General features: G+C 71.1%; 24 protein-coding genes and 1 pseudogene. 17 read left to right on the top strand and 8 right to left on the bottom strand.

Annotated features, from left to right (window positions below; all coding sequences use genetic code 11):
- Positions 1-19: 19 nt before the first annotated feature.
- Both ABTY98_RS31720 and ABTY98_RS31715 read left to right on the top strand, forming a co-directional pair.
- Positions 20-706 (top strand): response regulator transcription factor, encoded by a 687-nt coding sequence (locus ABTY98_RS31720; RefSeq protein WP_352224499.1) that lies wholly within the window; start codon positions 20-22, stop codon positions 704-706.
- 9 nt (positions 707-715) lie between these two features.
- Entirely contained in the window at positions 716-2,113 is a 1,398-nt protein-coding gene (locus tag ABTY98_RS31715; RefSeq protein ID WP_352224498.1) for a HAMP domain-containing sensor histidine kinase, read from the top strand.
- An 84-nt stretch (positions 2,114-2,197) separates the two neighbouring features.
- On the opposite strand, the gene ABTY98_RS31710 is transcribed toward ABTY98_RS31715, so the two are convergent.
- Positions 2,198-3,196: a TAXI family TRAP transporter solute-binding subunit gene (locus tag ABTY98_RS31710; RefSeq protein ID WP_352224497.1), complete on the bottom strand. Its 999-nt coding sequence runs from the start codon at positions 3,194-3,196 to the stop codon at positions 2,198-2,200.
- Positions 3,197-3,290: 94 nt separating this feature from the next.
- On the opposite strand from ABTY98_RS31710, the gene ABTY98_RS31705 reads away from it, so the two are divergent.
- Positions 3,291-3,701, top strand: coding sequence for a pyrophosphohydrolase domain-containing protein (locus ABTY98_RS31705; protein WP_352224496.1), 411 nt, complete (start codon positions 3,291-3,293; stop codon positions 3,699-3,701).
- Positions 3,702-3,708: 7 nt separating this feature from the next.
- Here the strand turns inward: ABTY98_RS31705 and ABTY98_RS31700 are convergent, their stop codons facing one another.
- Both ABTY98_RS31700 and ABTY98_RS31695 read right to left on the bottom strand, forming a co-directional pair.
- Positions 3,709-5,115: a hypothetical protein gene (locus ABTY98_RS31700; RefSeq protein ID WP_352224495.1), complete on the bottom strand. Its 1,407-nt coding sequence runs from the start codon at positions 5,113-5,115 to the stop codon at positions 3,709-3,711.
- 222 nt (positions 5,116-5,337) lie between these two features.
- On the bottom strand, positions 5,338-5,697 hold the full coding sequence (locus ABTY98_RS31695) for a DUF6204 family protein (RefSeq protein WP_352224494.1): 360 nt from the start codon (positions 5,695-5,697) through the stop codon (positions 5,338-5,340).
- A 285-nt stretch (positions 5,698-5,982) separates the two neighbouring features.
- On the opposite strand from ABTY98_RS31695, the pseudogene ABTY98_RS31690 reads away from it, so the two are divergent.
- Together ABTY98_RS31690 and ABTY98_RS31685 are read left to right on the top strand one after the other, a co-directional pair.
- Positions 5,983-6,327, top strand: a pseudogene (locus ABTY98_RS31690) (hydroxymethylglutaryl-CoA lyase-like TIM-barrel protein); the annotation flags it as partial.
- A gap of 14 nt (positions 6,328-6,341) precedes the next feature.
- On the top strand, positions 6,342-7,205 hold the full coding sequence (locus ABTY98_RS31685) for an isocitrate lyase/PEP mutase family protein (RefSeq protein ID WP_352224493.1): 864 nt from the start codon (positions 6,342-6,344) through the stop codon (positions 7,203-7,205).
- An 8-nt stretch (positions 7,206-7,213) separates the two neighbouring features.
- On the opposite strand, the gene ABTY98_RS31680 is transcribed toward ABTY98_RS31685, so the two are convergent.
- Positions 7,214-8,410, bottom strand: a complete 1,197-nt coding sequence (locus ABTY98_RS31680) for an IS110 family RNA-guided transposase (RefSeq protein ID WP_352224492.1) — start codon at positions 8,408-8,410, stop codon at positions 7,214-7,216.
- A gap of 214 nt (positions 8,411-8,624) precedes the next feature.
- Complete coding sequence (locus ABTY98_RS31675; RefSeq protein WP_352224531.1) at positions 8,625-8,720, bottom strand: helix-turn-helix domain-containing protein; 96 nt, start codon at positions 8,718-8,720, stop codon at positions 8,625-8,627.
- Positions 8,721-8,931: 211 nt separating this feature from the next.
- Between ABTY98_RS31675 and ABTY98_RS31670 the strand changes: the two genes are divergently transcribed.
- From ABTY98_RS31670 to ABTY98_RS31645, 6 genes are all read left to right on the top strand, one after another.
- Positions 8,932-9,696 carry a VIT1/CCC1 transporter family protein gene (locus ABTY98_RS31670; RefSeq protein WP_352224491.1) on the top strand — a complete coding sequence of 255 codons (765 nt, stop codon included), beginning with the start codon at positions 8,932-8,934 and terminating at the stop codon, positions 9,694-9,696.
- A gap of 139 nt (positions 9,697-9,835) precedes the next feature.
- The gene (locus ABTY98_RS31665; RefSeq protein ID WP_352224490.1) at positions 9,836-10,747 is read left to right on the top strand and encodes an NAD(P)-dependent oxidoreductase; all 912 of its coding nucleotides are present in this window, start codon (positions 9,836-9,838) and stop codon (positions 10,745-10,747) included.
- A 273-nt stretch (positions 10,748-11,020) separates the two neighbouring features.
- On the top strand, positions 11,021-11,221 hold the full coding sequence (locus tag ABTY98_RS31660) for a beta-ketoacyl synthase N-terminal-like domain-containing protein (RefSeq protein WP_352224489.1): 201 nt from the start codon (positions 11,021-11,023) through the stop codon (positions 11,219-11,221).
- A 70-nt stretch (positions 11,222-11,291) separates the two neighbouring features.
- The gene (gene miaB, locus ABTY98_RS31655) at positions 11,292-12,821 is read left to right on the top strand and encodes a tRNA (N6-isopentenyl adenosine(37)-C2)-methylthiotransferase MiaB (RefSeq protein ID WP_352224488.1); all 1,530 of its coding nucleotides are present in this window, start codon (positions 11,292-11,294) and stop codon (positions 12,819-12,821) included.
- Positions 12,822-12,856: 35 nt separating this feature from the next.
- Entirely contained in the window at positions 12,857-13,126 is a 270-nt protein-coding gene (locus ABTY98_RS31650) for a hypothetical protein (RefSeq protein WP_352224487.1), read from the top strand.
- A 34-nt stretch (positions 13,127-13,160) separates the two neighbouring features.
- Entirely contained in the window at positions 13,161-13,868 is a 708-nt protein-coding gene (locus ABTY98_RS31645; RefSeq protein WP_352224486.1) for a class III extradiol dioxygenase subunit B-like domain-containing protein, read from the top strand.
- A 76-nt stretch (positions 13,869-13,944) separates the two neighbouring features.
- Here the strand turns inward: ABTY98_RS31645 and ABTY98_RS31640 are convergent, their stop codons facing one another.
- Positions 13,945-14,232, bottom strand: coding sequence for an antitoxin (locus ABTY98_RS31640; RefSeq protein WP_352224485.1), 288 nt, complete (start codon positions 14,230-14,232; stop codon positions 13,945-13,947).
- Positions 14,233-14,265: 33 nt separating this feature from the next.
- Positions 14,266-14,586 carry a hypothetical protein gene (locus ABTY98_RS31635; RefSeq protein ID WP_352224484.1) on the bottom strand — a complete coding sequence of 107 codons (321 nt, stop codon included), beginning with the start codon at positions 14,584-14,586 and terminating at the stop codon, positions 14,266-14,268.
- A gap of 179 nt (positions 14,587-14,765) precedes the next feature.
- On the opposite strand from ABTY98_RS31635, the gene miaA reads away from it, so the two are divergent.
- The 6 genes from miaA to hflX all read left to right on the top strand — a co-directional run bounded on the left by miaA (position 14,766) and on the right by hflX (position 22,859).
- A complete protein-coding gene (gene miaA / locus ABTY98_RS31630; RefSeq protein WP_352224483.1) occupies positions 14,766-15,704 on the top strand; it encodes a tRNA (adenosine(37)-N6)-dimethylallyltransferase MiaA in 939 nt (312 codons plus the stop codon).
- Between the two features lie 106 nt (positions 15,705-15,810).
- A complete protein-coding gene (locus tag ABTY98_RS31625; protein WP_352224530.1) occupies positions 15,811-16,317 on the top strand; it encodes a hypothetical protein in 507 nt (168 codons plus the stop codon).
- 64 nt (positions 16,318-16,381) lie between these two features.
- Positions 16,382-17,245, top strand: coding sequence for a diaminopimelate epimerase (gene dapF / locus ABTY98_RS31620; protein WP_352224482.1), 864 nt, complete (start codon positions 16,382-16,384; stop codon positions 17,243-17,245).
- A 295-nt stretch (positions 17,246-17,540) separates the two neighbouring features.
- A complete protein-coding gene (locus ABTY98_RS31615; protein ID WP_352224481.1) occupies positions 17,541-19,658 on the top strand; it encodes a RelA/SpoT family protein in 2,118 nt (705 codons plus the stop codon).
- Positions 19,659-19,727: 69 nt separating this feature from the next.
- Positions 19,728-21,209: a M1 family metallopeptidase gene (locus ABTY98_RS31610; RefSeq protein ID WP_352224480.1), complete on the top strand. Its 1,482-nt coding sequence runs from the start codon at positions 19,728-19,730 to the stop codon at positions 21,207-21,209.
- A gap of 159 nt (positions 21,210-21,368) precedes the next feature.
- Positions 21,369-22,859 carry a GTPase HflX gene (hflX, locus tag ABTY98_RS31605; RefSeq protein WP_352224479.1) on the top strand — a complete coding sequence of 497 codons (1,491 nt, stop codon included), beginning with the start codon at positions 21,369-21,371 and terminating at the stop codon, positions 22,857-22,859.
- A gap of 70 nt (positions 22,860-22,929) precedes the next feature.
- Here the strand turns inward: hflX and ABTY98_RS31600 are convergent, their stop codons facing one another.
- Positions 22,930-24,156 (bottom strand): trypsin-like serine peptidase, encoded by a 1,227-nt coding sequence (locus ABTY98_RS31600; RefSeq protein WP_352224478.1) that lies wholly within the window; start codon positions 24,154-24,156, stop codon positions 22,930-22,932.
- Positions 24,157-24,294 lie beyond the last annotated feature (138 nt).

Below are 24,294 nucleotides of genomic sequence, written 5' to 3'. Positions count from 1 at the left end.
TGAACCGGAGGGGGCCGGGATGAGACTGCTGCTCGTCGAGGACGACAACCATGTCGCCGCCGCACTCTCCGCGGTCCTGGCCCGGCACGGGTTCTCCGTCACCCACGCCCGCAGCGGCGAGGAGGCCCTCCAGGCGCTCGTCCCCGAGGGCGACGGCTACGACGTCATCCTGCTCGACCTCGGCCTGCCGGACCAGGACGGCTACGAGGTCTGCGGCAAGATCCGCAAGCGCACCAGCACCCCGGTCATCATGGTCACCGCCCGCGCCGACGTCCGCTCCCGCATCCACGGCCTCAACCTGGGCGCGGACGACTACGTGGTGAAGCCGTACGACACCGGGGAACTGCTCGCCCGGATCCACGCCGTCAGCCGGCGCACCCACCACGAGGACGGCCCGGCCGGCGGCGACAACGCGCTCCGGCTCGGCCCGGTCCGCATCGAACTGCCCACCCGCCAGGTCAGCGTGGGCGGCACGGTCGTCCAGCTCACCCGCAAGGAGTTCGACCTGCTGGCCCTGCTCGCCCAGCGGCCCGGTGTGGTCTTCCGCCGGGAACAGATCATCAGCGAGGTCTGGCGCACCAGTTGGGAGGGCACCGGCCGCACCCTGGAGGTGCATGTCGCCTCCCTGCGCGCGAAGCTGCGCATGCCCGCGCTCATCGAGACCGTACGCGGCGTGGGTTACCGGCTCGTCGCCCCGGCCGCGTAGCGGGGACGGGTGCGCACACGTCTCCTCCCGCTGCTCATCGTCCTGCTGGCGGCGGTCCTGCTCGCGCTCGGCGTCCCCCTCGCCGGCAGCGTGGCCGCCGCCCAGCAGCAGAAGGTCGTCGTGGACCGGATCGACGACACCGCCCGGTTCGCGGCCCTCGCCCAGTTCGTCACCGACGCACCCACCACCGCGCGCCCCATGCGCACGGACGACCGGCAGGAGACCCTGCGCCGCGAACTGATCAGCTACTACGAGGTCTACGGCATCCGCGCGGGCGTCTTCTACCGCAACGCGTCCTCCATGGCCAACGCGCCGGACGACTGGGTCCTGCCGAAGACGGGCGAGGTACGCGACGCCTACGACGAGGCGCTGCTCAGCCGGCGCAGCCACGACCCGCAGCAGGTGTGGCCCTGGCAGCGCACCCGGCTCGTCGTGGCCTCGCCGGTGATCCGTGACGGAGACGTCGTCGCCGTGGTGGTCACAGACTCGCCCACCGGGCCGATGCGTTCACGAACCCTGCGCGGCTGGCTGTTCATCGGCGCCGGCGAGATCGCCGCGATGCTGTTCGCCGTCGGCGCGGCCCTACGGCTGACCGGGTGGGTGCTGCGGCCCGTGCGGGTGCTCGACGCCACCACCCACGAGATCGCCAGCGGCCGGCTCAAGTCCCGGGTCGCGGCGGCCGGCGGCCCGCCGGAACTCAGACGGCTGGCCCGGGCGTTCAACGAGATGGCGGACAATGTCGAGGACGTGCTGGAGCAGCAGCGCGCGTTCGTCGCCGACGCCTCCCACCAACTGCGCAACCCGCTGGCCGCGCTGCTGCTGCGCATCGAGCTGCTCGCCCTCGAACTCCCCGAGGACAACGAGGAGATCGCCTCGGTCCGCACCGAGGGCAAGCGGCTCGCCCAGGTCCTGGAAGACCTGCTCGACCTCGCCCTGGCCGAGCACGCCGAGGCGGACCTGATGCTGACCGACGTCGGGCGGCTGGCGGCGGAACGGGTCGCGGCGTGGGCGCCGGCGGCGGCGGCGAAGGGGGTCCGGCTGAGCGGGGAGTGCCCGGCGACCACCGGGTGGGCCGACCCGATCACGCTGTCCAGCGCACTGGACGCGGTGATCGACAACGCGGTGAAGTTCACGCCGGAGGGGGGTTCGGTGGAGGTGGGAGTGGCGGCCGACGGTGACGTGTCGAAGGTCGTGGTGACCGACACGGGGCCGGGGCTGACCGCTGAGGAACTCGCGCGCGTGGGGGACCGGTTCTGGCGGAGCGGGCGGCATCAGAACGTGAAGGGGTCGGGGTTGGGGTTGTCGATCACGCGGGCGTTGCTGGCGGCGGGTGGGGGCTCGTTGTCGTGCGAGCACCATGAGCCGCGGGGGTTGCGGGTGACGGTGGCGGTACCGAGGAGCCGGTGAGAGAGAGGGGTGGGTGCGGATGCGGTCGGGTGCGGGCCGACGGGGGCTGCTCCCGCCGCTGGCGGGCGTTTCCCCAGGGGTGCTTCACGGCTTCACCGAGCGGTAGTACCGTCGTGCGCCCTCCTGCAAGGGCAGCGGGTCCGTGTAGATCGCCGTGCGGAGGTCCACCAGTTGGGCCGAGTGGACATGGGCGCCGATGTCGTCGCGGCTCTTGATGACCGTGCGGGTCACCCACTCGGTGAGGCGCGGGTCCATGTCCTTGCGGGTCATGAGGAGGTTGGAGACCGCGATCGTCGCCACCGTGGTGCCCTGCTGTACGGACGGATACGCCGACTCGGGCATGTTGGTCGCCCGGTAGTAGAGCGCTGCCTCGCCCTCGGAGTGCAGCTTGGTGACGAGACCGCCGTCTATCGGCACGAACGTGAAGCTGAACTTCTTCGCGAGGTCCAGCAGCCCCTTGGTCGGCAGTCCGCCCGACCAGAAGAACGCGTCGATCTTGCCCCGCCGCAGCTGGTCCGGCCCGGTGTCGATGCCGTCGGACACCGGGGTGACGTCCTTCGCGGGGTCGATCTTGGCGGCCCTGAGCACCCGGTCGGCGATCAGCCGGACACCCGAGTTGGGCAGTCCTATCGCCACCCGCTTGTGCCGTAGTTGCGCGACGCTGGTGATGCCCGAGTCGCGCCCCACGACGAGCTGGACGTAGTCGTCGTAGAGCCGCGCCACCCCGCGCATCCGGTCGGCGCCCCGGCCGTCGTTCAGTTCGTACGTCTTAACCGCGTCGGCCGCCGCGATGGTGAAGTCGGCCTGACCGGTCGCCACCCGCCGCACGTTCTCGTACGACCCCGCGCTCTGGACCAGCTTCACCTTCAGCCCCGGCATGTCCCGGCCCAACTCGGTGCGCAGCCGCTCGCCGTACTCCTGGTAGACCCCGCGCAGCGTCCCCGTGCTGAAGGTGATCGTCCCGGTCGGCGGCTTCTCGCCCAGCGGCAGCAGCCACCACAGCAGCAGGCCGAACGCGACGAAGCCTGCGGCCGCGCCCTGGAGCGCGCGGCGCCTGCCGATACGGGGGAAGACCTTGGACATGCGCGCGATCCTGCCAGCCGGTCACGTTCCTGACCAGGGCCGGGGGCAGGGCGGCGGGCCGGGAGTGTCAGTGGTCGCAGCTAGAGTCGTTCGCATGACCAGCTCCTCACCCGCCCGCCTCGTCCGCGAGTTCCACCACGCCTTCGGCCTGGACGCCCGCACCACGCCGACCGAGGTGTCCGCCGAGCTGGCCGCGCACCGGGGGGAGTTGCTCGCCGAGGAGGCCGCGGAGGTCGCCGAGGTGTCAGTCGCCGGGCCCCTCGACCGGCTCGCGCACGAACTGGCTGACGTGGTCTACGTGGCGTACGGCACCGCGCTGGTGCACGGGATCGACCTCGACGCGGTGATCGCCGAGATCCACCGGTCCAACATGAGCAAGCTGGGGCCCGACGGGGAGGTCGCCCGCCGGGCCGACGGAAAGGTACTGAAGGGCGAGCACTACCGGGCGCCGGACGTCTCGGCCGAGCTGCGCCGCCAGGGCTGGATACCCGGCGGCGCGGCCTGACCCGGGCTCAGAGCGTGCCGCCCGCCAGCTTCCACTCGCGGTGCAGGGCGCCCAGCGGGATGCTTCGCTGCACCGCCGGCGTACCAAAGATCGACAGCTGGAGCCGCAGGGTGCCGGAGAGGTCGACACCGCCGTACAGGTTCCAGGCACCCTGGGCGTCCGCGCCCGGAGTCGCGGAGGTGGCGGTGACCGTGCCGATGGCCTCGCCCCGCAGATAGGGGGCCAGGTCGGCGGTGACGCCCACGGCGCCGTAGAGGCCCACCGAGGCCTCGGCGCCGAGCGCGGTCTTGACGCTGCCGGCGGTGGTCAACGAGGTGCGCACCGGCGTGCTCGTCATGTCGGAGCTGCTCACCGGCGTCCAGCCCTCGGCCGTGCCGAAGGTGCCGCCCGCATTGAAATCGCCCTTGAGGCTCTGCGCCACGTCGACGGTGATCTTGCCGTCGCCGCTGATCCGGAGGTAACAGGTCAGGTCGAGGTTGACCACGACGGGGACCGGCCCGACCTGGAGGACGGGGTCGGCGTGCAGTTCGGCGAAGGGGATGCGCAGCGGGGTGGCCGTGGCCGCCGCGGCCCGGCCCTCGACCGCCCAGCCCGAGTCCCAGTCACCGGAGACGCCGAGGTAGGCGGAGCCGGGCGCGGCGCCGGTGCCCGCGCCGCCGTAGGCGAAGTCGACCTGCGGGGCGACCTGGACGAAGCCGGACACCGAGGCCGAGTCGGACGCCGGAGCACCCGTGGCGGTCGGGATCTCGGCGCTGACGTCCAGCCGGAGACTGCCGAGCGGCACGGTGGCGCCCTCCGGGCCGACGTGCACATCACCCGACTTGGCCCAGGACACCTTGACGCCGGGCAGCAGCTTGTCCACGTCGAAGGTGTCGGGGGCGACCGGCACGGTGCCCTTCGCGGTGTCGTCGCCGAGCAGGGCGTCGAGCGTGGCGGACTGGGTCTGCACCTCGGTGCCCTCGTCGGTCTCGCCGATCACCTTGGTGACCTTGGCGAGCAGTCCGTCCGGGGCGCCGGGCGCGGGGGCGCTGGCGATCACATCACCGACGGCGGCCTGCCCGGGCGCTGCCGGGGGCGATGCCGATGCCGAGGGGCTGGGGGAGACGGTCGGGGACGCCGAACTTCCCTTGGCCGTCTTGGATATGACGGCGCGCCGGGTCCTGCTGTCGTACGAGGCGATGGTGAGCGTGGTGGGGTGCGCCGGGCGGCCCGAACCCGCCGGACCGGCGGTCGCGGTCGCGGTGGCGGCGGGCGCGGCGGCGACGGCGAGCGACTGGCCGTCCGTGCGGGCGGTGGCGGTGGTGTCGTCGGAGACCCGGCCGGTCTCCTGGGCGCGGTCCCCGGCGGAACTCTGGTGCGGGGGTGCGGAGCAGCCCACGGCGAGAAGGAGGGCGGTCACGGCGAAGGCGGGCATGAGGGCATGCCCGGGCCTCGTGCGTCTGCGCAAGGTCAGTCCTGAGGGTGGGGGGTGACGAAGAGACACCGACGTTGGCTACCGACGGGTAGAACCGGCCGGTAACTCGGTGCGGGCCCGAGCATGCCACGCCCGCGGACACCAGGCCTCCACAACCCGGCCACAGCCCAACGTGACCTGAACCACGGCGACTTCAGGCCGCCGTGGCCGTTTCCGGGAAGCTCAGCCCTGCTGCTGCGCGGCAGCCCGGCGCTGCCGTTTGCTCAGGGGTGCCTGCGAGAGATCCTCCGCGCGGGACCGGAGGTTCTTGTGGCCGTACCCGCGCTCGGCGAGCCACTCCCTGGCCGCCTCCTCGGCACGTTCGGTCGCCTCCAGGATGTCCTCCTCTTCCTCCCCGGTGTCCAGGAAGCGGAAGGTGAAGGCGGCCCTCGCGGCGATGTCGTAGCTGAGATGGCCCTCGGGCGTGAAGGCCGCGCGCAGCACGTCGTGGTCGGCGGCCCTGGACAGCAGTTCGGCGCGCTGCTCGGCGCTGAGGCCGTCGAAGACGCCGCGGACGGTGACGCGGAAGGTGCGGGTGGTCATGCCGGGACCCTAGGCAGGGCGGGGTGCGCTGTTCCACCGGTTTCCGCCGCCCGTCGGACGCTCCCTAGCTGCCGACCCGGCCGAGCCGGAGGTTCCGACCGGCCAGGGTCGCCGGTGACCTCCGTCGCCGCCGGCGGCGGGACGTCCACGCGCCAGAATGCCGACTCGGGCGCCCCGAGCGCGTGCAGTACCACGGCCCGTACCACCTCCGGCTCCACCACCGCGATCGTCCGGCCGGGCGCGCGGCCCGTCGTCTCCAGCCACCCGGTGACCCGTGCGCAGAACTCCATGGACGGCGTCCGTGACCGGGTCCGGGCGTACCGCGAGGTCCTGGACCCGGCGACGGAGCTGGGCATTCACGCCCACCACAACCTGGGCCCGGGGGTGGCCAACTCGGTCGTCACCGTGGAGAACGGCGTCACCCGCGTCGACGCCTCCCCCGCCGGCCAGGGCGCCGGGGCCGGCAACTGTCCGCTGGAGGCCTTCGTCGCGGTCGCCGACCTGATGGGCTGAGAGCACGGCTGCGCGCTTTTCCCGCTCATGGACGCGGCCGACGACGTCGTACGACCGCTGCAGGACCGTGAGGCGCGGGTGGACCGCGAGACCCTCACCCTCGGCTATGCCGGGCTGACAGACTGGGCGACGTGGACACTCAACGCTCGGAACTGGCCGCACGCTTCGTCGAGTTGCACCGCGAGGGCTGCTTCCTGCTCCCCAACGCCTGGGACGCGGGAAGCGCCCGCGTCCTGGAGTCGGCCGGGTTCCCGGCCGTGGCCACCACCAGCGCGGGGGTGGCCTTCTCCCTGGGCCGCCCGGACCATGACTACGTCGACAAATCGTCGGCCGGCGACCGGGTGGACCGCCCGACCATGATCCGCCGGATCGGCGAGATGGCCGCCGAGGTGCGGATCCCGGTGAGCGCGGACCTGGAGGACGGGTTCGGCGAGGCGCCCGGGACCGTGGCCGAGACGATCTCGATGACCCTCGCGGCCGGAGCCGCGGGCGGCAACGTCGAGGACTTCACCGGCGACCGCTCCCGGCCGCTCTACGATCCGGAGCTCTCGGCGGACCGTATCCGTGCCGCACGGGAGGCGGTCGACACGGCCGGTGAGCCGTTCGTCCTGGTCGGCCGCACCGACGTGCTGCTGACCGGAGGACCGCTCGACGAGGCCGTCCGGCGGGCCAACGCCTATCTGGCGGCGGGCGCGGACTGCGCGTTCGTGCCGGGTGCGGCCGATCCCGAGACGATCGGCACACTGGTGCGCGAGATCGACGGCCCGCTGAACGTGGTGATGGGGCTGACCGGCAACGCCCTGTCACTGGCCGACCTGCGGGAGCTCGGGGTGCGCCGGGTCACGGTGGGCGGCAGCATCGCACGGGCGATGTATGCGCAGCTGCTCGGCGCGGCGAAGGAGCTGGCGGACCGGGGGACCTTCTCCTACGCCGAACACCAGATCTCACAGACAGACCTGAACGAGCTCTTCCGGCGGGCGCCCGAGGCTTCCTAATGCTGTTGTCAAGCGGCGGCAGTCACCGGTGGTGTGACTTGATAGCACCGTCGGTCACGGATCAAGGCCCACAAGACGTTGACGCGTCGGCGGGCGAGGGCGAGCACGGCCTGGACGTGCTTCTTCCCCTCGACGCGTTTGCGGTCGTAGAACTTCCGCGAGTTCGGGTCGCAGCGGACGCTGACCAGCGCGGAGGTGTAGAAGACGCGTTGGAGCCTGCGGTGATAGATGAGCGGCCGGTGGAGGTTGCCGCTGACCTTGCCCGAGTCGCGCGGCGCGGGGGCGACGCCGGCGAAGGCCGCCAGGGCGTCCGGGGAGTCGAACTCGTCCAGGCTGCCGCCGACGGCGGCGAGGAACTCAGCACCGAGCACGGTGCCGATTCGCGGGACGCTCAGGACGATGTCAGCGAGTTCGTGCTCGCGAAACCGGCCCTCGATGAGCTTGTCCATCTCGGAAATCTGCTCGTTGAGGGCCATCACCTCCTCGGCCAGGGTGTGGACCAGCTTCGCGGTGGTCTTCTCCCCGGGGACGGCGGTGTGCTGACGTTCGGCGGCCTCCACCACCGCTTCGGCCAGGGATCTCGCGTTTCGGACCTTGCGGTTGGCCAGCCACTTCGTTAGCCGCGCGGTCCCGACCCGGCGTATCGCGGCCGGGGTCTGGTACCCCGTCAGCAGCCGGAGCGGACCGGTCTTGGTCACGTCCAGAGCCCGCTCCAGGGCTGGGAACATGCTCAGCAAGGTGCCACGCAGGCGGTCGACGACCCGGGTACGGTCCTCGACCAGGTCGGCCCGGCGTCCGGTCAGCAGCTTGAGCTCGACGGCCGCATCGTCGCCGGGGCGGATGGGCCGAAGGTCGCGGCGCATCCTGGCCTGGTCGGCGATGACGTACGCGTCGCGAGCGTCGGTCTTACCCTCACCGCGGTAGCCGTCGGAGGCCCGGTTCACCAGCCGACCGGGGAAGTACAGGACCTCCTGGCCGTGGTTGACCAGCAGGGCCAGCAGCAGCGCGGGCTCGCCGCCGGTCATGTCGATGGCCCAGGTGACCGGACGACCGTCGGCGAGGTCGAGGACGTCTCCGATCAGCTTCAGCAGCTCGGGCTCGTCGTTGGCGACCCGTCGCGACAGCAGGGTCTTGCCCTCGGCGTCCAGCGCGAGGCCGTGGTGGTGGCCCTTGCCGCTGTCGATCCCTGCCCATATCCGGCTCATCGTGCTCCTGACGTGCGTATTCGTGCTGTTCGTGCCACGGACGACCTCGCCGGCATTGCTCTACACAGCGACTTGTTCGCACTTCCTAATCGGCGGCCGAGTCGTCGTGGGGCACTGGGCGGCGAAGCCTCGGGAGCCACGAATCGGCAGCGGGCTGATAGCCACACCCAGTACCCCTGGGCGATCCAACCTACGAATGGCTCGATCAACCCGATCAAGAAGGTAGAGCGGGCTGACTCACATGCAGCCGCCGCGCCGCAGCGGACAGCCCGCCCTCCTCCACGACCGCCACGAACGCCCGCAGCTCCATGCCGCCCGTGCCATCACGCCCGCCGACGGGAGTCACGCGCTTATATAATTCTTACGTTGCCTATCCTTTCCGGCGATAACACTTATCTTCGACTATCTATCGCAATTGGGAAACAGTGCGGCTTTCCGTGCGTTGGTGTGTATGGCGGTGAATATCCGGCAGGCCGGTATTAGTCGCCGATGGAACCACCATCGAAGATCGGAGAGCTGCGATGTCGCTGACGTCATCCGAACGGCCGTACGTCGCTCGCGCGGACACGGTGAAGGCCGAGACCAGGGACCCCGCCGAGCGATCGCGGCGCGGTGACCGCTCGGGCGCCCTGCGCGCCGCGGTGTTCGGCGTCAACGACGGCCTGGTCTCCAACACGGCCCTGGTGATGGGCTTCGCCGGATCCGGCGTCCCGGGTACGGCGGTCCTGTTCGCCGGAGTCGCGGGACTGCTGGCCGGAGCGTTCTCCATGGCCGCCGGCGAGTACATCTCCATGCGCAGCCAACGCGAGGCCTACGAACGCGAGATAGCGGTCGCCGCCGACCGGCTGCGCGCCGACCCGGGCGCGCGGCAGGCGGAACTCGCCCAGGTCTACCGGGACAAGGGGCTGGACGCGGACGACGCCCGGCATGTCGCGACGACCATCATGCGGGACCACGACACCGCCCTGAACACCATGGTCCGCGAGGAACTCGGGCTGGACCCCGACGAGTTGGGTTCACCGTGGTCGGCGGCGTTCTCCAGCCTCGCCTCGTTCGCCATCGGCGCGCTGACCGCCGTACTGCCCTTCCTCTTCCTCTCGGGGACGGCCGCACTGCTCCTCGCCGTCGCCCTGGCGGGCAGCGCCCTGTTCGCCGTCGGCGGTGCGATCGGCCTGCTCAACGGCCGGCCCCCGCTGCGCTCCGGAGCCCGTCAGCTCTTCGTGGGCGCCCTCGCCGCCGCGGCCGTCTTCGGGATCGGGCATGTGGTCGGCGCCAGAGCGGGCTGACCTCGACCTCCGCGGTCACTTCGGCAAGTTGGTGGTCACCCATAAGGGCAGCCTGCGCAGCACCGGCGGACCTCAAGTCGAGCGACTCGATCATGGCGGCGGCCGCCCCGGTGGCCGGACCTTCCCCGGAGAGTGTGTGATGACAAAGCGAACTGAACAGACCGAACGAACAAGCACAGCAAGGACCCGGGTCGCCGTCCTCGGCACCGGTGTCATGGGCGCCCCCATCGCGCGCAGTCTGCTGCGCGCCGGGTTCGACGTGACGGTGTGGAACCGGACCCGGCAGAAGGCGGAGGAGCTCGCCGGCCAAGGCGCGCGGGTGGCCGGGACCCCGGCCGAGGCGGCCGCGGAGGCCGAGTTCCTGATCACCATGCTCACCGACGGTGCCGCCGTGGAGAGCGCGATGGCCGGCGCCGAGGGTGCCCTGACCGCGATCGAGCCGGGCGCGGTCTGGATCCAGATGAGCACGGTCGGCGTGCACGCCACCCGGCACCTGGCGGAACTCACCGAGGGGACCGCCGCGTTCGTCGACGCCCCCGTCTCCGGGAGTTCCGAGCCCGCGGAACGGGGCGAACTGCTCGTCCTCGCCTCCGGGGATCCGGCACTGCGCCCCCGCGTACAGCCACTGTTCGACGCGCTGGGCCACCGGACGCTGTGGCTGGACCACCTCGGCGACGGCAACCGCTTCAAGCTGGTCCTGAACAACTGGCTGGCGGTCCTGGTCGAAGGCATGGCCGAGACCATCAGCCTGGCCGGCGCGCTCGGGCTGGAACCGGGTCTGGTGCTCGGCACCCTCACGGAGAGCCCGCTGGGATCCCCCTATGCGACGGCCAAGGGGCGTGCCATGGTCGAGCACGACTTCACCCCGGGTTTCCCGCTGCACCACGCGGGCAAGGACGCGGCCCTCGCCCTGGCGGCCGCCGACCACCGGGGGCTCGAACTGCCGCTCACCGAAGCACTGCTGAAGCGCTGGGACGAGGCGATCGCGTCCGGCCACGCCACGGACGACGTGGCCCCGGCCATCACCGAGGCCGAACCGGCACGGGCCTGAGCTCGACGGCGGCGGGTGGGCCGCGGTGTCCGCGGTTCTCGGCGCGACGGCTCGCCCCTCGGGCCACGGCAGGAACTCGGGGCGGGCACACGGCCACCGTCACGCGCCCTCCGTCCACGCACGCCCTCCGCAGACGTCGCCCGCACCAACAGCGCTGCTTGTTCCCTGATCGGCCGCGCACCCAGCCTTACACAGGTGCGCCGAAATGGAACTCGGCGAATTTCCGGGCGCTGTGACAGCTCCTTTTCCCGTCCTTCGAAGGAGAAATCCTGCATGGATGTCGAGCCCATCGCGTCGATAGGGATCGGGTGCACTCTCCCCGGTCGAGTGCACGGGCCGGACGACCTTTACACAGTGCTGCGGGAAGGGCGGGACTGCGTCGAGGAGATCCCCGCCAGCCGCTGGGACGTGGACGGACTCTATGACCCCGACCCCCTGGCCCCGGGCAAGACCTGCACCGGGGCGCAGCCCTAGCGGCGTGCTGATCCGGCTGCCGCCACACGCGTGGGGACAGGGCACCAAGGACAACGCCTACCCTTGAGCCATGACCAGCAGCAGCGACCGGAGCCCCGCAGTGGACGTTCAAGGATCCAAGAGTTACGAAATCCGCACCTACGGGTGCCAGATGAACGTCCACGACTCCGAGCGATTGTCCGGGCTGCTGGAGGAGGCGGGATACGTACGCGCGCCCGAGGGCTCCGACGGCGACGCCGATGTCGTCGTCTTCAACACCTGCGCCGTCCGGGAGAACGCCGACAACCGCCTCTACGGCAACCTCGGCCGCCTCGCCCCGATGAAGACGAAGCGCCCCGGTATGCAGATCGCGGTCGGCGGCTGCCTCGCTCAGAAGGACCGCGACACCATCGTGAAGAGGGCCCCCTGGGTCGACGTCGTCTTCGGCACGCACAACATCGGCAAGCTGCCGGTCCTGCTGGAGCGCGCCCGGGTCCAGGAGGAGGCGCAGGTCGAGATCGCCGAGTCGCTGGAGGCGTTCCCCTCCACGCTGCCGACCCGGCGCGAGAGCGCGTACGCGGCCTGGGTGTCGATCTCCGTCGGCTGCAACAACACCTGCACCTTCTGCATCGTCCCGGCCCTGCGCGGCAAGGAGAAGGACCGCCGCACCGGCGACATCCTCGCCGAGATCGAGGCCCTGGTCGGTGAGGGCGTCAGCGAGATCACGCTGCTCGGGCAGAACGTCAACGCGTACGGCTCCGACATCGGCGACCGCGAGGCCTTCAGCAAGCTGCTGCGGGCCTGCGGGAGCATCGAGGGTCTGGAGCGGGTCCGCTTCACCTCCCCGCACCCCCGCGACTTCACGGACGACGTGATCGCGGCCATGGCGGAGACCCCGAACGTCATGCCCCAGCTCCACATGCCGCTCCAGTCCGGCTCGGACACGGTTCTGAAGGCGATGCGCCGCTCGTACCGGCAGGACCGCTACCTCGGGATCATCGAGAAGGTGCGGGCCGCCATCCCGCACGCCGCGATCACGACGGACATCATCGTGGGCTTCCCGGGCGAGACGGAGGAGGACTTCGAGCAGACCATGCACGTGGTCCGTGAGGCCCGCTTCACCCAGGCCTTCACCTTCCAGTACTCCAAGCGGCCCGGCACCCCGGCCGCCACCATGGAGAACCAGATCCCCAAGGAGGTCGTCCAGGCACGCTACGAGCGTCTCGTCGCCCTCCAGGAGGAGATCTCCTGGGACGAGAACAAGAAGCAGGTCGGCCGCACCCTGGAGCTGATGGTCGCCGAGGGCGAGGGCCGCAAGGACGGCGCCACCCACCGCCTCTCCGGCCGCGCCCCCGACAACCGCCTGGTCCACTTCACCAAGCCCGACCAGGAGATCCGCCCCGGCGACGTCGTCACCGTCGAGATCACGTACGCCGCCCCGCACCACCTCCTCGCGGAGGGCGCCGTACTGGACGTGCGCCGGACCCGCGCGGGCGACGCCTGGGAGAAGCGCAACGCCGCCGAGGCGGCCAAGCCGGCGGGCGTACTGCTCGGACTGCCGAAGATCGGCGTACCGGAGCCACTGCCCGTGGCCTCGGGGAGCGGCTGCGGCTGCGACTGACGGCCTGCCACAATACGGGCGGAAAGGAGCATCACATGTTGCCGTACCGAGTTGCGTTCACCGAAGAGGCCGCCCAAGTGCGCGACAGCCTGCCCGCCGACAGGCGTGACGTGCTGGAGCGCGGCCTGGCCATACTGGTGACCGAACCGCGGCACAAGCTCTCCCATCCCGTCCGCGGCGACGAGTCGACGCGGGAGATCGCCCTCTCCCGCAACCTCTTCGTCGAGTACGTGATCAGCGACGGCAAGCTCGTCGTGCTCGTCCTCACATTGATCGACCTGACTGACGTCCTGATCGAGGACTGACTCCTGGGCGGCCGTCGCCGCTAACCTGCCGATCATGCTTGTCGCAGCAGCAGTCTGCCCCTGCCCGCCGCTTCTCGTCCCCGAGGTCGCCGCGGGCGCCGCCCCCGAACTGGACGCAGCCCGTGCCGCCTGTGCCGACGCGCTGGGCGTGCTCGCCGCCGCGCGGCCCGACCTGCTGGTGGTGGTCGGGCCCGCCGAGAAGCCCGGGCGGGGCGTGTTCCCGCAGGGCAGCCGGGGCTCCTTCCGGGGCTTCGGCGTCGACGTCGACGTACGGCTGGGCAGCGGCGAGGCCGGTGAGCGGGAGCTGCCGGCCTCGCTCGCAGTCGGCGCCTGGCTGCTGGAGCGCACCGGCTGGGCCGACGCACCGATCGAGGGGCTCGGCGTGGGCGAGCCTCTGGAGGCCGAGCGGTGCGTCCGCACCGGGCGGGAGATCGCCGGCCGGGCCGCGCGGGTGGCGATGCTGGTCATGGGCGACGCCAGCGCCTGCCGCACCCTCAAGGCGCCGGGCTACCTCGACGAGCGGGCCGCCCCCTTCGACGCCGAGGCGGCCCGCGCGCTCGGCACGGCCGACATCGCGGCGATCAAGGCCCTCGACACCGAGCTGGCGTACCAGCTCAAGGCCTCGGGCCGGGCCCCCTGGCAGATCCTGGCCGGCGCTGCCGAGGAGGCGGGCCTTGCCGGGGCGCTGCTCTACGACGACGCGCCGTACGGCGTCGGCTACCTCGTGGCGATCTGGTCCTGACCGCTTCGGGAAAACGGCGGACGGCCGGGAGTCGGGTGACTCTCGGCCGTCCGCCGATCTTCGTGGTCCGCCTGGTTCAGGGTGCCGGCGGCGGTCCCTCCGGCCGGGTCGGGGTGATGGGGCCGGTCGCGGTACCGCCCGTCGCGTCCGGGTGCACAAACCGGTCCATGGCGTCCTTCGCCTTGCCCGTACCCGTCTGGATCTTGTCGCTGTACTTGCCCTTGGTTTTCTCGTCGACGACCCGCGCGGCCTTGTCCATGCCGTGCTGGAGCTTGTCGATCTTGTCCTCGTGCTGCTGCGCGAGGTGAGAGGCCCTGTCCTTGGCCGGGGCGAGCTTGGCCTTCAAATTGTCCAAAAGACCCATGGTTACCTTCCCTATGGCTTCCCTCGCGGGGCGCTATGTGCGGGCGCCCTCGCCGGCCTCGTTGTCAGCGGCTTCCTTGGCGGACTGCTGCTGGGGGATCTCGGTGCTCTCGGCGCCGGTGACCCCGACGGGATCCGGTTCCGTGCGCGCCTCCGCGCTCCCGCCGTCGTCCTCGCCGGGCCCCTTCGCCGCCGTCGCCCCGGCCGCCTCCTTCACCACGTTCTCCGCCTCGGACCCGTTCACTTCGGACCCGTTCGCTTCGGCCCCGTCCGGCTCGACACCGGCCGGCGTCTCGGCGCCCGGCTCCTCCGTCGCCTTCGGCTTCGTCCCGAGGAATCGTGCAAAAACGCCCATATCCACTCCATACGTTACTCGTGCGAGCGAAATCCCGCGTGACCCGGTGCGTCCGTTTGCGCCACCCCGGTCACCGCCTCTCTCAGGCGGCAGGAACCTCGCAACGGGCAACGAAGCCGGACACGGACTGTCACGTAACTCGTTCGAGACCCGCCTGCGAGGTTTGCGAGACTGGTGCGGTGAGCAGCGCATCCCCCGCCCCCCGTGTCATCGCCGTCGTCGGCCCCACCGCGGCCGGAAAGTCCGACCTCGGCGTCTTCCTGGCCCAACGGCTCGGCGGCGAGGTCGTCAACGCCGACTCCATGCAGCTGTACCGGGGGATGGACATCGGCACCGCCAAGCTGACGCACCAGGAGCGCGCCGACGTCCCGCACCACCTGCTCGACATCTGGGACGTGACCGTCACGGCATCCGTCGCCGAGTACCAGCGACTCGCCCGCGCCCGTATCGACGCCCTGCTCGCCGAGGGCCGCTGGCCGATCCTGGTCGGCGGCTCCGGGCTCTACATCCGCGGTGCCGTCGACAACCTGGAGTTCCCCGGCACGGACCCCGAGGTCAGGGCCCGCCTGGAGGAGGAACTCGCGCTGCGCGGTTCCGGCGCCCTGCACGCCCGGCTGTGCGCCGCCGACCCCGAGGCCGGACGCGCCATCCTGCCCAGCAACGGGCGCCGTATCGTCAGGGCCCTGGAGGTGATAGAGATCACCGGCCAGCCCTTCACCGCCAATCTCCCGGGCCACGACTCCGTCTACGACACCGTCCAGATCGGCGTCGACGTGGCCCGCCCCGAGCTAGACGAGCGCATCGCGCTGCGCGTCGACCGGATGTGGGAGGCCGGGCTCGTCGACGAGGTGCGCGCACTGGAGGCGCACGGGCTGCGCGAGGGCCGTACGGCGTCGCGTGCGCTCGGCTACCAGCAGGTCCTCGGGGCGCTCGCCGGGGAGTGCACGGAAGCGGAAGCGCGAGCCGAGACCGTCCGTGCCACCAAGCGCTTCGCACGCCGCCAGGATTCATGGTTCAGGCGCGACCCCCGGGTGCACTGGTTGAGTGGGGCCGCGGCGGACCGCGAGGAACTTCCGCGGCTGGCCCTGGCGTTGCTCGAACGACCGGTCACAGCCTGATCACGTCATGGCATCGGGATGCGCCACCGGTCATCGAGGCCTCCGGCGCCGTGCCATCATCGAGCTTCGATCGCAAGTGGAGTCCTAGTTGGGAGGGCGCGTGGCGATGGAGGCCGGCCCTCGCGACACCGCACAAGACACCGAGCACGTCGCCGTGGAACCGGGTGATCCGGAAGAGGGCGAGGACCGCCTGACACCGGACGGTCCGGACGACACGGTGGGTGGCGGCGTGACCGCCGACGGCCCCGAGCCGGAGGAGATGTTCACCAGCGGCCCCGAGGTCGAGGTCGAACTCCGCCCGCAGCGCCGTCTGCGCCTGTGGCAGCTGGCCCCGATCGTGGGCCTGGCCGCGGTGGGCTCCCTGATGTTCGCTTTCCCGTTGGCCTTCGACTTCGGCGACAGCGGCGCGGTGATCGCGATGCTGGGCCTGCTGATCTGCTCCTGCGCGGCGGGCTGGGGAATGATGGCCGCCCGTAGGGTGGGCTACACCCTGCCGGGCTTCCCGGCAAAGGGCTCGGGCCGCAGGCCCGACTGGCGGGTCGTGATCGGCTACGTGCTGCTGGTGGCGGTCGTGGTCGTCCTGGCTGTGTGGCGAGTGGCGCGACTGCGCTAGCAGGCGCCGCCGACCGGGGCGGGGCCGAAGCCAAAGGACCACACTCCTCCTTTACCCTCGAAGAATGAGCATCCCCTTCCTCAAGGGCCACGGCACCGAGAACGACTTCGTGATCCTCCCGGACCCGGACAACGCCCTGGGCCTCACGCCGACCGCCGTAGCCCTCCTCTGCGACCGCCGGGCCGGCCTCGGCGCGGACGGCGTGCTGCACGTCGTCCGGTCCGCCGCGCACCCCGAGGCCAAGGGGATGGCCGCCGACGCGGAGTGGTTCATGGACTACCGCAACGGCGACGGCTCGATCGCCGAGATGTGCGGCAACGGCGTCCGTGTCTTCGCCCGCTACCTCCAGCACGCCGGTCATGTCACGGAGGGCGATCTCGCCGTCGCCACCCGCGGGGGAGTGAAGACCGTCCACATCGCCAAGGACGGCGACATCACGGTCGGAATGGGCAGCGCCCGCCTTCCCGAGGGCGAGGTGACCGTGAGCGTCGGCGACCACACCTGGCCCGCGCGGAACGTGAACATGGGCAATCCGCACGCCGTCGCCTTCGTCGCGGACCTCGCGCACGCCGGCGACCTCTACAGCCCGCCCCCGTTCAGCCCGCCCTCGGCCTACCCCGAAGGGGTCAACGTCGAGTTCGTCGTCGACCGCGGCCCCCGCCACGTCGCGATGCGCGTGCACGAGCGCGGCTCCGGCGAGACCCGCTCCTGCGGCACCGGCGCCTGCGCGGTCGCCGTGGCCACCGCCCGCCGTGACGGCGCCGACCCCGCCGTCACCGGCACCCCGGCGACGTACACCGTGGACGTGCCCGGCGGACGGCTGGTCATCACCGAACGACCCGACGGCGAGATCGAGATGACCGGCCCCGCCGTGATCGTGGCCGAGGGCGAGATCGACGCCGAATGGCTGGAAAACGCCACCCGCTGAATCGGCCGAACGTCGCGAACCGTGGTCCGGGACGCCGTACAACACCCGGATCCACGGCCCGCGTTGCCCCTGGTGGCGAGAAACGGCGGCCACCCCCCGAACAGGTGGCGCAAAATCGTAAACCTCCAAGTCGTCGCTCGAATGGGTGATCCGTTTCACGCTCGGCGAGAGGCGGTCAGTCGGGCGTGTTGGGCTCGATAGCATCAAGCACCGGCACGGACGGGGGAATGTCACCAATCCCTGAGCCGTGTATGCCCTGGGGCCCCGTCCGCCGGTCCACGAGCCGGAGGTGCCCATGAGTGCGGAGGCCACGAACCCTGCGACGCCCGGACCTGTAGCGCCCACAGCGGCCCGCAGGAAGGCCCGCGCCCGGATCGACCTGCGCCGGCTGGGCCGGGCCGCGCTGCTCGGCAACGCCGCCCGCGGCAGACTCCCCGACGCCATCGGCCACGTCGTGGAGGCGCACCGCGCCCACTACCCCGACGCCGACCTCGAACCCCTGCGCCGCGCCTACGTACTGGCCGAGTCCTCGCACCGCGGCCAGATGCGCAAGAGTGGCGAGCCGTACATCACCCACCCCCTCGCGGTCACCCTGATCCTCGCCGAACTCGGCGCCGAGACCACGACCCTGACGGCCTCTCTGCTCCACGACACCGTCGAGGACACCGACGTGACCCTCGACCAGGTGCGGGAACAGTTCGGTGAGGAGGTCCGTTACCTGGTCGACGGGGTGACGAAACTCGAGAAGGTCGACTACGGGGCCGCCGCCGAACCCGAGACGTTCCGGAAGATGCTCGTCGCCACCGGCAGCGACGTCCGGGTGATGTCGATCAAGCTCGCCGACCGTCTCCACAACATGCGCACCCTCGGCGTCATGCGCCCCGAGAAACAGGAGCGCATCGCCAAGGTCACCCGCGACGTCCTCATCCCGCTCGCCGAACGGCTCGGTGTACAGGCCCTGAAGACCGAGCTGGAGGACCTGGTCTTCGCGATCCTGCACCCCGAGGAGTACGAGCACACACGGGAGTTGATCGCCGAGAACGCGGCCCGCGCGGACGACCCCCTCGCCGAGATCTCCGACGAGGTGCGCGGGGTGTTGCGCGAGGCCGACATCCCCGCCGAAGTCCTCATCCGGCCACGCCACTTCGTCTCCGTCCACCGCGTCAGCCGCAAACGCGGCGAGCTGCGCGGCGCCGACTTCGGCCGGCTCCTTGTGCTGGTCAACGAGGACGCGGACTGTTACGCCGTCCTCGGCGAACTGCACACCTGTCTGACCCCGGTGGTCTCGGAGTTCAAGGACTTCATCGCCGTACCGAAGTTCAACCTGTACCAGTCGCTCCACACGGCGGTGGCCCGTGCCGACGGGCAGGTCGCCGAAGTCCTCATCCGCACCCACCAGATGCACAAGGTCGCCGAGGCCGGTGTCGTCGCCCTCGGCAACCCCTACGCCCCGGCCGCCGACGCGCCCGTCTCCGACGCCCCGGCCGACGGCGAGCGCGCCGACCCCACCCGCCCCGGCTGGCTCTCCCGCCTCCTCGACTGGCAGAAGGCCGCGCCCGACGCCGACACCTTCTGGTCCACCCTCCGTGAGGACCTCGCCCAGGACCGCGAGATCACCGTCTTCCGCCCCGACGGCGGCACCCTCGGCCTCCCCGAGGGCGCCACCTGCGTCGATGCCGCCTACGCCCAGTACGGCGAGGACGCGCACGCCTGCATCGGCGCCCGGGTCAACGGCCGCCTCGCCACCCTCAGCACCGTCCTCAAGGACGGCGACACCGTCCAGCTGCTGATGGGCCAGGACCCGGCCTCAGAACCCTCCCGGGAGTGGCTGGAGCACGCCCACACGCCCGCCGCGCGCATCGCCATCCAGCGCTGGCTCGCCACCCACCCGGACAGCACCGAGGAGCTCCACGCTCCCGTGGCCGTACCCACGCGCCCCGTCCCGGAGCCCCAGGCCCCCACCCCCCGCACCGCCAGCGCCATGGTCGTCGACCGGCCCGACGCGACCGTACGGCTGGCCGGCTGCTGCACCCCCGTACCGCCCGACGAGGTCACCGGCTTCGCCGTGCGCGGGGGAGTGGTCACCGTGCACCGCGTGGCATGCGCCTCGGTGGCGCACATGAAGGGCACCGGGCGCCCCGAGGTCGCCGTGAACTGGGGCGACAGCACCGCCTGCCGGGTCACCCTGGTCGCCGAATCGTTCGGCCGCCCCCATCTGCTCGCCGACCTCACCGAGGCGATGGCCCAGGAAGGCGCCGAGATCGTCTCGGCGACCGTGGAACCGCCCAGCCAGCAGCGCGTCCGCCACACCTACACCGTCGAGCTCCCCGACGCGGCCCACCTGCCCGCCCTGATGCGCGCGATGCGCAACGTGGCCGGTGTGTACGACGTCGACCGAGCGCAACACCAGTGAGTTACTCGTTCGAGTGGATCGGACGCGCGTCGTCGCCGTGAGCCGGGAACGCGCTGGTAGCGGTGGTCCATGTCGCTCACCCTCCGCGCCCGTCGGCCCAGGCGCCGGCACGCCGCCCTTCTCGCCTCCGCCGTCTCCGTCGCCCTGCTCGGCGCGAGCGCCCCGCCGGTCCCGCTGGGCCTCGGCGACCGGCTCTTCCCCTACCTGGGCAACCCGGGGTACGACGTGGCGTCGTACGACCTCTCCTTCACGTATCCCGGCAGCAACGACAAGCCGCTCCAGGCCGTCACCACCATCGACGCCTGGACCACCGCCGACCTGGACCGGGTCAACCTGGACTTCGCGCACGGCAAGGTCGAGTCCGTCGAGGTCGACGGGCGGTCCGCTTCCTTCGACAGCGCCGGTGAGGACCTGGTCGTCACCCCGGACCAGCCGCTGCGGCAGGGCAGCTGGACCCGGATCACCGTGAAGCACACCAGTGACCCGGTGGCCGCCAAGGGCCAGGACGGCGGCTGGGTGCGCACCACCGACGGGCTCGCCATGGCCAACCAGGCCGACGCGGCCCACCTGGTCTTCCCGTGCAACGACCACCCGTCCGACAAGGCGATGTTCACCTTCCACATCACCGCGCCGAACGGCTACGCCGTCGTCGCCAACGGGCTCCCCACCGACTCCGCCCGGGTCGGCCGCCAGACCACCTGGACGTACCGTACCCAGCACCCCATGGCCACCGAGCTCGCCCAGGTCTCCATCGGCCGCTCCGCCGTACTGCACCGCACCGGACCGCACGGACTGCCCGTCCGGGACGTCGTCCCGAGCGCCGACGCCAAGAAGCTCGAACCCTGGCTGGCCAAGACCCCGGACCAGATCGCCTGGCTGGAGAGCAAGATCGGGACGTACCCCTTCGAGACGTACGGCCTGCTCATGGCCCAGGCGTCCACCGGCTTCGAACTGGAGACCCAGACCCTCTCCCTCTTCGAGAAGAACCTGTTCACCGAGCCCGCGTACCCCAAGTGGTACCTGGAGTCGATCATGGTGCACGAGCTGTCCCATCAGTGGTTCGGCGACAGCGTCAGCCCGCGCGTCTGGTCGGACGTGTGGCTGAACGAAGGCCACGCCACCTGGTACGAGGCGCTGTACGCGGAGGAGAAGGGCCACAAGCCCATGATCGACCGGATGAAGGCGGCCTACGGCGCCTCCGACCGCTGGCGCGCCGCCGGCGGGCCGCCCGCCCTGCCCAAGGCCCCCGAACCCGGGCAGAAGATCAGCATCTTCCGCCCCAACATCTACGACGGCGCCGCCCTCGCCCTCTACGCCCTGCGCCAGGAGATCGGCAAGCCCGCCTTCGAGCGCCTGGAGCGGATCTGGGTGCAGCGGCACAAGGACGCCACCGCCACCACCGCCGACTTCGTCCAGCTGGCCTCCGCCATCGCCGGCCGCGACCTCACGGGTTTCCTCGACGCCTGGCTGTACGGCGAGAAGACCCCGCCGATGCCCGGCCACCCGGACTGGAAGCAGGTCCCGGCCCCGGCCAAGCAAGCCAAGAGGTGACGGCGGGGCGGGCCACGGAATAACACGATGCCGGGAAGGGGCGTACCGTGCGACCATCATGGGGTCGGCGTGGTACGGGTCACGGGGAATCTCCCGGGGTATTCGTACGTTGAGCAAGTGAACGCCGATTTTCGGCATCCCCATCGACGTAAGGACCCAATGACCTCCTCTTCTTCCCCTTCCCAGGACACCAGGCGCCTCGCGCAGGACTACCCCGACGGTCTTCGGGCCGATGCCCTGATGGAAGAGGACGTCGCCTGGAGCCACGAGATCGACGGAGAGCGGGACGGCGACCAGTTCGACCGCTCCGAGCGCGCGGCCCTGCGCCGCGTGGTGGGCCTCTCCACCGAGCTCGAGGACGTCACCGAGGTCGAGTACCGACAGCTCCGTCTGGAGCGGGTCGTGCTGGTCGGGGTGTGGACCACGGGCACCGTGCAGGACGCGGACAACTCCCTCGCGGAGCTGGCCGCACTCGCCGAGACGGCGGGCGCGCTGGTGCTCGACGGTGTCATCCAGCGCCGCGACAAGCCCGACGCGGCCACCTACATCGGCTCCGGCAAGGCCCTGGAGCTGCGCGACATCGTCCTCGAAACGGGCGCGGACACCGTCATCTGCGACGGTGAGCTGAGCCCCGGCCAGCTGATCCAGCTGGAGGACGTCGTCAAGGTCAAGGTCATCGACCGGACCGCCCTGATCCTGGACATCTTCGCCCAGCACGCCAAGTCCCGAGAGGGCAAGGCGCAGGTCGCGCTCGCACAGATGCAGTACATGCTGCCGCGACTGCGAGGCTGGGGTCAGTCGCTGTCCCGGCAGATGGGTGGCGGTCGCGGTGGCCTGGCCACACGTGGTCCCGGTGAGACCAAGATCGAGACGGACCGGCGGCGGATCCGCGAGAAGATGGCGAAGATGCGCCGGGAGATCGCGGAGATGAAGACCGGCCGCGAGATCAAGCGCCAGGAGCGCCGCCGCAACAAGGTGCCCTCCGTCGCCATCGCGGGCTACACCAACGCAGGCAAGTCCTCCCTGCTCAACCGCCTCACCGGCGCCGGCGTCCTGGTCGAGAACGCCCTGTTCGCGACCCTGGACCCGACGGTCCGTCGCGCGGAGACCCCGAGCGGCCGTCTGTACACGCTGACGGACACGGTCGGGTTCGTGCGCCATCTGCCGCACCACCTGGTCGAGGCGTTCCGTTCCACCATGGAGGAGGTCGGCGACGCCGACCTGATCCTGCACGTGGTCGACGGCTCGCACCCGACCCCGGAGGAGCAGCTGGCCGCCGTGCGCGAGGTGATCAGGGACGTCGGTGCCACCGACGTACCCGAGGTCGTGGTGATCAACAAGGCGGACGCGGCGGACCCACTGGTCCTCCAGCGCCTGCTGCGCAACGAGAAGCGCTCCCTCGCGGTCTCGGCCCGCACCGGCCAGGGCATCCAGGAACTCCTCGCCCTGATCGACAACGAGCTGCCCCGCCCGTCGGTCGAGATCGAGGCCCTGGTCCCGTACACCCACGGCAAGCTGGTCGCCCGCGCCCACAACGAGGGCGAGGTCCTCTCGGAGGAGCACACCGCCGAGGGCACCCTCCTCAAGGTGCGGGTGCACGAGGAACTGGCGGCGGAACTTGCGCCGTACGTCCCGACTCCGGCTGGCTGACGACTGGTATGTGAAGGCCCGCCCCCTTTTTCAAGGGGGCGGGCCTTCACTTGCCCAGGGGCGACTGTCCCTACTGCCCCGCGAACTCCTTACTGACCCCCTCATACACACCCTTGGCCACATCGCCCAACCGCGGTCCGGCCAGCCACCCCGAACTCACCGGCCCGATCGACGTGTTGGACACCAGCGCGGGCTTGCCGTCGGCGCCCGTCTCCACCCAGCCGCCACCCGACGCCCCACCGGTCATCGTGCAACCGATCCGGTACATCGTCGGCGCCGACGCGTCGACCGACAGCCGCCCCGGCTTGCCGGCGCACTGGTACAGCAGCGACCCGTCATACGGCTTCGCCGCCGGATACCCGGTGGCCGTGATACTCGACACCTTCGGCACGGCCGGCGCGTCGAAGTTCACCGGAAGCGCCGAACCGACCGTCTCCTCAAGGGACTTGCCGCCACTGCCCTGCTCCGGCGTCACATGGATCACGGCGTAGTCGTACGACGCACCGTCGCCGCCCGTCTCCCCGCCCTGGTCGATCCACTGCTGCGAGGTCTGCGCCCCGTCACCCCACCAGACGCCGTACGGCGCGACCTGGGAGCGCGTCGCCTGCGTGAGCGCCGTGCCCGTCAGCCCCTGGTCGTTGTACGACGGCACGAACGCGATGTTCCGGTACCAGCCGCCGCTCTTGCCGGCGTGCACACAGTGTCCCGCCGTCCACACCAGGTTGGAGTTGCCCGGGTGCGCCGGGTCCTCGACGACCGTCGCCGAGCAGACCATCGTGCCCTCGGGGGAGTCGAAGAACACCTTCCCGGCGGTGGCCGCGTTGGCGTGGTACGCCGGCTGCACAGCCCTCGCCTCGACCGGGTCCGGCGTCGGGTCGGTCACCCCCTGGTCACCGGAGATGTCGTTGGCGTCGACACCCTTGTCCTTGTCCGGGTCGTTGGCGTCCCGCATCCGGTCCGGGTCCCACAGGCCCTTGATGATGGGGTTGACGAAGTCGTTGGCCTCGCGCAGCCAGTCGTCCCTGTCCCAGTTCTTCCAGGCGCCGTTCTTCCACTTGTCGATGTCGATCCCGTGCTCTTTGAGCTTGTTCTTGATGTCGTCCGGGATCTTGATCTTGCCGTCGCCGGTGTCGCCGGTGTCCCCGGTGGCGGACGCGGATGCCGGGCCGGCCGCGTTGTCGTCGCCGGAGGTGTCGCAGGCTGTCGCGGTCAGCGCCAGCGCCGAGGCGAGGGCGACGGCCGCCAGCGCCCGGGGCGCGCCCCTTCGAAGGGTGAACGACGGCCGGATGGATCGCATGGTGGTGACTCCCCCTGTCGGCAAGGAACTTCAGCGCCACACACTATGCGGTTGCTGTGCGGGGCTTCCCATGGAAGGGCAACGGTTTCGCTACGGGCCGTCCGCCCGGACAACCCCGCTCACCTGCCACTCCGGTCA

Origin of the sequence: Streptomyces sp. NPDC096040, from assembly GCF_040303265.1 — a bacterium.
Taxonomy (GTDB): domain Bacteria; phylum Actinomycetota; class Actinomycetes; order Streptomycetales; family Streptomycetaceae; genus Streptomyces.
This window is presented reverse-complemented; position numbering and strand designations above follow the sequence as displayed.

Bases quoted from the DNA above. Each gene is read 5' to 3' on its own strand.
- ABTY98_RS31720 (WP_352224499.1), top strand. From the start codon at position 20: ATGAGACTGCTGCTCGTCGAGGACGACAACCATGTCGCCGCCGCACTC.
- ABTY98_RS31600 (WP_352224478.1), bottom strand. From the start codon at position 24,156: ATGCGATCCATCCGGCCGTCGTTCACCCTTCGAAGGGGCGCGCCCCGG.
- ABTY98_RS31625 (WP_352224530.1), top strand. From the start codon at position 15,811: ATGGAGGCCGGCCCTCGCGACACCGCACAAGACACCGAGCACGTCGCC.
- ABTY98_RS31695 (WP_352224494.1), bottom strand. From the start codon at position 5,697: ATGACCACCCGCACCTTCCGCGTCACCGTCCGCGGCGTCTTCGACGGC.
- dapF (WP_352224482.1), top strand. From the start codon at position 16,382: ATGAGCATCCCCTTCCTCAAGGGCCACGGCACCGAGAACGACTTCGTG.
- ABTY98_RS31635 (WP_352224484.1), bottom strand. From the start codon at position 14,586: ATGGGCGTTTTTGCACGATTCCTCGGGACGAAGCCGAAGGCGACGGAG.
- ABTY98_RS31645 (WP_352224486.1), top strand. From the start codon at position 13,161: ATGCTTGTCGCAGCAGCAGTCTGCCCCTGCCCGCCGCTTCTCGTCCCC.
- ABTY98_RS31615 (WP_352224481.1), top strand. From the start codon at position 17,541: ATGAGTGCGGAGGCCACGAACCCTGCGACGCCCGGACCTGTAGCGCCC.
- miaB (WP_352224488.1), top strand. From the start codon at position 11,292: ATGACCAGCAGCAGCGACCGGAGCCCCGCAGTGGACGTTCAAGGATCC.
- ABTY98_RS31710 (WP_352224497.1), bottom strand. From the start codon at position 3,196: ATGTCCAAGGTCTTCCCCCGTATCGGCAGGCGCCGCGCGCTCCAGGGC.
- ABTY98_RS31660 (WP_352224489.1), top strand. From the start codon at position 11,021: ATGGATGTCGAGCCCATCGCGTCGATAGGGATCGGGTGCACTCTCCCC.
- ABTY98_RS31700 (WP_352224495.1), bottom strand. From the start codon at position 5,115: ATGCCCGCCTTCGCCGTGACCGCCCTCCTTCTCGCCGTGGGCTGCTCC.
- ABTY98_RS31650 (WP_352224487.1), top strand. From the start codon at position 12,857: ATGTTGCCGTACCGAGTTGCGTTCACCGAAGAGGCCGCCCAAGTGCGC.
- ABTY98_RS31705 (WP_352224496.1), top strand. From the start codon at position 3,291: ATGACCAGCTCCTCACCCGCCCGCCTCGTCCGCGAGTTCCACCACGCC.
- ABTY98_RS31670 (WP_352224491.1), top strand. From the start codon at position 8,932: ATGTCGCTGACGTCATCCGAACGGCCGTACGTCGCTCGCGCGGACACG.
- hflX (WP_352224479.1), top strand. From the start codon at position 21,369: ATGACCTCCTCTTCTTCCCCTTCCCAGGACACCAGGCGCCTCGCGCAG.
- ABTY98_RS31675 (WP_352224531.1), bottom strand. From the start codon at position 8,720: ATGGAGCTGCGGGCGTTCGTGGCGGTCGTGGAGGAGGGCGGGCTGTCC.
- ABTY98_RS31640 (WP_352224485.1), bottom strand. From the start codon at position 14,232: ATGGGTCTTTTGGACAATTTGAAGGCCAAGCTCGCCCCGGCCAAGGAC.
- ABTY98_RS31680 (WP_352224492.1), bottom strand. From the start codon at position 8,410: ATGAGCCGGATATGGGCAGGGATCGACAGCGGCAAGGGCCACCACCAC.
- ABTY98_RS31610 (WP_352224480.1), top strand. From the start codon at position 19,728: ATGTCGCTCACCCTCCGCGCCCGTCGGCCCAGGCGCCGGCACGCCGCC.
- ABTY98_RS31665 (WP_352224490.1), top strand. From the start codon at position 9,836: ATGACAAAGCGAACTGAACAGACCGAACGAACAAGCACAGCAAGGACC.